3 protein-coding genes are annotated in these 3,609 nt (G+C 45.1%); all 3 read right to left on the reverse strand.

Annotation, left to right across the window (positions count from 1 at the left end; all coding sequences use genetic code 11):
* Positions 1-97 precede the first annotated feature (97 nt).
* On the reverse strand, positions 98-1,987 hold the full coding sequence (locus H065_RS0124655; RefSeq protein ID WP_020380568.1) for an Ig-like domain-containing protein: 1,890 nt from the start codon (positions 1,985-1,987) through the stop codon (positions 98-100).
* Between the two features lie 179 nt (positions 1,988-2,166).
* Positions 2,167-2,598 carry a hypothetical protein gene (locus H065_RS0124660; protein WP_017815778.1) on the reverse strand — a complete coding sequence of 144 codons (432 nt, stop codon included), beginning with the start codon at positions 2,596-2,598 and terminating at the stop codon, positions 2,167-2,169.
* A gap of 12 nt (positions 2,599-2,610) precedes the next feature.
* Entirely contained in the window at positions 2,611-3,282 is a 672-nt protein-coding gene (locus tag H065_RS0124665) for a uracil-DNA glycosylase (RefSeq protein WP_017815779.1), read from the reverse strand.
* Positions 3,283-3,609 lie beyond the last annotated feature (327 nt).

A 3,609-nucleotide genomic window follows, 5' to 3' on the forward strand; every position in this document is an offset into this window, starting at 1 on the left:
CATTTTAAGGGGTGCAGTTCAATACAAACAGGGGGTTTTTGTTCAAGCTAATTGTCTACAGACGTACTTATACTTATTTTTATTTATAATGGCTGTTTTACTTGGCAGCTGCCACATCTTTGACAGCTACAGTCATAGAAGCGCGCTTGCCACCAAAATCAGCTTTAATGGAAGAAGAGCCTTTACCTACTGCTGTAATATTGCCTTCTTTTACTGTTGCTACAGTTACTTTGCTGGTTGTCCAGATCGCGCCTTTGGTAACATCAACGATTTCGCCAGTGTCATACTCGGCTGTCACTGTTACAGTCTTCGCATCACCGGTAGTCAGCTTCAGGGATTTCTCGGAAATCGTCAGCTTTTTCAGCTTGGATGTTACATTGACTTTGACCGTTGCAGTAAGACCCTGATAGGAACCTGTAAGTGTCGCAGAACCTACACCCACTGCTTTTACGCTTGCTCCTTTGACAGTTGCTACAGTCGGATTGGAGGATACCCAGTTCATTTTGGTAGATAGAGTTGCTTTTTTGCCATCCACATATACGCCTTTGACGTTAATGGATTTGCTTTTGTTCAGGTTCAGATCAATAATCGCTGGTGTAGCGGTAATGGAATTGATTTTACTCTCCATTTTTACACTTACACGTACGTTTTTGTTCAGGTAGGTTCCTTTGAGGGAAGTGCTGCCTTTAACCAGGGCTTTGATTTTGCCTTCCTGGATCAATGCTTTATCAGAGCTGAGTGTCCATTCCACTTCATCGGTTACATCAATAGTGTTGCCATCTGCTGTTACCGCTTCTACTTTGGGAAGATTCACTGTAGAGCCAACTACAATACTCAGACTGGATACACTTGGTGTCAGCGTCAGCGCTTTGGTCTTGACACTTACCGGGACGGTTACCGTCATATCGCCGATTTTGCCGACCAGATTAGTATCACCTTCGCCTTCCGCTTCCAGCTTGGTGCTGGTTACCGATGCGATAGAGCTGTCGATTGTCCAATCCACCAGTTTGGACAGATCTTTGGTTGTACCATCTACTGCTGTACCGGTTACTTTTGGCAGTGCTGCCGAGCCGCCGGTAATAAGATCAATTGAATCTACATTGGCTTGTACTTTGGTCATCGTTTTGTAGACCGTTACTTTGAATGTCTTGGTGAAATCTTCATATTGAGCTTTGATTGTAGAAGTACCTTCTACCCATGGAGTCAATACGCCATTCTCAACAGTGGCATTCAGTGGGTTGGAAGAGGTCCATGTGACCTTGGACGTTACATTGGTAGGCACACGGCTGGCATCTCCAACTTCAGCCACGATTTGTTTGGGATGCTGACCGATGAACATAACTTGATCATCTTCCGGTGTCAGCATCAGTCCCTGGAACGAAGAGCGAACATAAAGATCGCTTGTTGCTACCAGGCCTGCATATTTGGCTGTAAGAGAAGTTGTTCCCTGGGATACTCCGGTGACGGTTCCTTCGACTACTTTGGCTACTTTAATATCATATGTAGACCATGTAACGCTATCCGTTACGTCTACTGTGCTTCCGTCTTGCTTGGTAGCTGTTGCTGTAAATTCAACAGGTTCGCCAATGGTTACATTGGTTCCAGCTGTCGGAGACAGTGTGAGCGCGGTATAAGGTGATGTTACTGTCACTTTCTTGGTTGCAGCAAGGTCGCCATATTTGGCAGTAATCGTTGTTGTACCTACACTTAATGGTGTAACTTCGCCATTTTTTACTGTAGCTACAGCAGCACTGCTGGTAGACCATGTTGCTTTGTCGGATACATCTGTAGTGTCTCCCGAACCGTCCACAGTGTATACATTCAATTCCTGTCCATCATCTTCAAGTGACAAAGTCAGCGTATTATTATCATCAAACTTTAGTGATACCGCAGCAGTATCCGCTGCGAATACTCCGCTTGGAAAGAGCATGGTGCTGACCAATACCAGTGCAAGCATCCAATTTCCCAGTTTAGCAGTACGTGTCATTTATTTCTCCCCTTAGTATAGTATCGTCTGTATCCATTCCTTTACTAATATCGGAGGAAGGACCGCCAGATTGAAGGTTTGGCTGTAAAAAAAGCCATTTAATTTCCAAAATAAGACTATCGTCCTGTATAGCGAACGATAGTCTTGTATTGATATGTTCTATTATCCAATCAAACAGGTTAGCATCCTCTGCGTGATCGTACGACAAATTGATGATCGGCTTTGGTAAATGTACGATGGTCATCGAGTATGACCCGTTCCCGATTATGACGCACCAATCGGGCAAACGGCTCGATCAACTGGTCATCTTTCCAGATCATGACTTTGGAGCTGAACAAAATGGCATTATCAAATTGAACGGGCTGCTTCATTAGATAACCGACCGAATTCAGTTCCCATGCTGCTGAATTGAGATCCTGTGGCAGCATTTTAAGCTCCTTGATATGCAGAATATCATTCAGCAAAATGTGAATCGAACCTGGCTGCAGCACCAATCGGTTTTTCTCAATATCCCAGTGTTGTATGGTACCATATAATCGGGAATGATATTCATCATCCCGTGTAATCACGACTTTTTTGCCTTCCCAGTGCTTCATCATCTCCACCTCCATCTGCTGTCCTCCTCAGGATAACTGCGGAATCGTCCAGTCGATTGGCTCGAGCTGATGCTTTTCCAGGAATTGATTGGTCTGTGAAAAAGGACGACTGCCAAAAAATCCTTTGCGTGCGGCAAATGGACTTGGATGCGCCGAGCGGATTATCAAATGATGATCCGTATTGATAATCACCTGCTTTTCTGCTGCATGATTGCCCCACAGCAGGAATACCATCGGTTCCTTGCGCTCGTTCAGCAGCCGGATCACTGCATCGGTGAATCGTTCCCAGCCCTTGCCACGATGAGAAGCAGGCTGGCCAGCGCGTACAGTGAGCGCTGTGTTGAGCAGCAGTACACCATGCTGACCCCAGCTCACCAGCGAACCATGATTGGGAGCCTCGACTCCAACATCTTCCTTTAACTCTATGTAGATATTGCGCAGTGAAGGTGGCACCTTGACTCCCGGCTGCACAGAAAAGCTGAGTCCCTCGGCTTGACCGGCTCCGTGATAAGGGTCCTGACCCAGAATTACCGCTTTGACTTCTGCATATGGTGTCAGACGAAACGCCTGAAACAGTAAATCTCTAGGTGGATAAATCGTATGCTCCTCATATTCCGTATCCAGCCAGTTCATCAGTTCCTGGAAATAGGGTTGCTTCATTTCCTCCTCCAGAATATCATCCCAATCGTTACCAAACATACATCGACATCCTTTCTGTATCGGCCATCCTGCCGATCAATAATTTCTGTATCCAGCCTGCCCGCTGATACCTGTCTCAGTTATTACCCCAAATTCATCATAATGCAATTCGATTATGGTTTCAGCTTTTTTTTGGACGATAGACTATGGCTGGATTGAAAGCTATATATAATGAAACGAATAAACGTCCCTTTTGGATGACCCGATCTGATCAGACAGAAAATCCGCACTGTTTATAATATAGAAAAACAGTTGCACAGCTGCTGCATATAACCATTACACAACAAAAAGCGACCACCTCTATGTAAACTGTACCCTTTGTAAAGG

The sequence above is a fragment of the Paenibacillus shenyangensis genome (genome assembly GCF_000346635.1).
In the GTDB taxonomy this organism is placed as follows: domain Bacteria; phylum Bacillota; class Bacilli; order Paenibacillales; family Paenibacillaceae; genus Saccharibacillus; species Saccharibacillus dauci.